This is a genomic window from Mesorhizobium sp. M1399, assembly GCF_040317735.1.
Classification (GTDB): domain Bacteria; phylum Pseudomonadota; class Alphaproteobacteria; order Rhizobiales; family Rhizobiaceae; genus Mesorhizobium.
Genome location: NZ_JAMYKZ010000071.1, coordinates 1 through 1,159, shown reverse-complemented (window position 1 = coordinate 1,159; position 1,159 = coordinate 1). Strand labels below are relative to the sequence as shown.

The following is a 1,159-nucleotide window of genomic DNA, read 5'->3' as shown; positions in this document are numbered from 1 at the left end:
TCCACTGGAGACTGGCCAGATTGCTGCGGTGGCTGCATTCCCCACGCAGCGTTCGCCTCAACGACTTGCTGGTACTTCCGAAGGTCGTTTAAACGGAGGTTCGGACTATATCCATAGGCTACCTTATATGCCCGAAAATCATCCTTCAACCCTTGTGTCTGCTCCTGATTGCCGTTGACTCGGCTCGCTATGCTCGCCTTTCCCTGCCTTCGGAGCCACTCACTGAACCCGCGTCGACTGCTAGCGATGACACGGAAAGGTTTCCTCTCTTTCCACCCAGGCCCAAGGCTGGCCAACTCGTGCTCGAGCGCGCCGTCGATGAGGCGAGCGTCGTCGGCATAAGGCATCAGGGTACTAGGGCGGCCGGGCCGCGCTCCAACTCCTCTGACTTCTTCACCGCCAGGCGCGAGCCTCGGGAGATCAGACAGTGCCGTGGCGAGCTTGGAGAGTCGGTCAGCACCGAGTTTTTCCCTGTACTCTTGAAGGTCGTCGTCCATCGATCCGGTTAGATACCGAGAAGCGATGGATGGCCTGTTGAATTTTCGGAGCCACGCAGAAAACTGCCTGAGTGCCGGTGCATTCCGGTTTAGGGAATCGTCCCCCTCGGCCGCGAGCTGCTCGAGGAGATCCTTGTCTTCGGCATAAGGACGAGCGCGAAAAAGGCTTGGGTCGATTCCGGCGCGCCAATCCAGCAGGACCTCCACGGCGGGCTTCAAGGAGCCTTTGACACGTCCGTCGCCACCCTCGTTCGCATACTGCTCCGCACGGACATTCAACGCACCAGGGTCATCAACGAGGCTGGCCACCGTCAAGTTGCTGTGCTGAAGCCAGACGCTGAACTTGCGCAGGGCGGATACCCAGTGCACGACGGTAGTGGATTGAGCGATGCCAGGGTTCCTTTCCCTGGCGTCGTTCATCACCTTCGTGAGCTGGGAGAAGAGGTGCTCGTCGACGTTCCCGGCTCGCACCCGCTGGACCGCCGCCAATGCAGCGTTGATTAGGGCGTCGCCAGACTGATGCGCAAACGCGTTCGCGCGGCCAGTCAACCCATTGGGATCGTCAGGGTTGCCAGGAGCGTCAAGCAGGCCGCCCAGTGTCCGGCCCTGGGGCTGCGTCCGAAGCCATGCGCTGAATTCGCGCAGACTCGTTGCGTGTGGCT

General features: G+C 60.7%; 1 pseudogene. It reads right to left on the bottom strand.

Annotation, left to right across the window (positions count from 1 at the left end):
• Nucleotides 1-1,046: pseudogene (locus tag NKH05_RS32955) on the bottom strand (hypothetical protein); the annotation flags it as partial.
• Nucleotides 1,047-1,159: the final 113 nt, after the last annotated feature.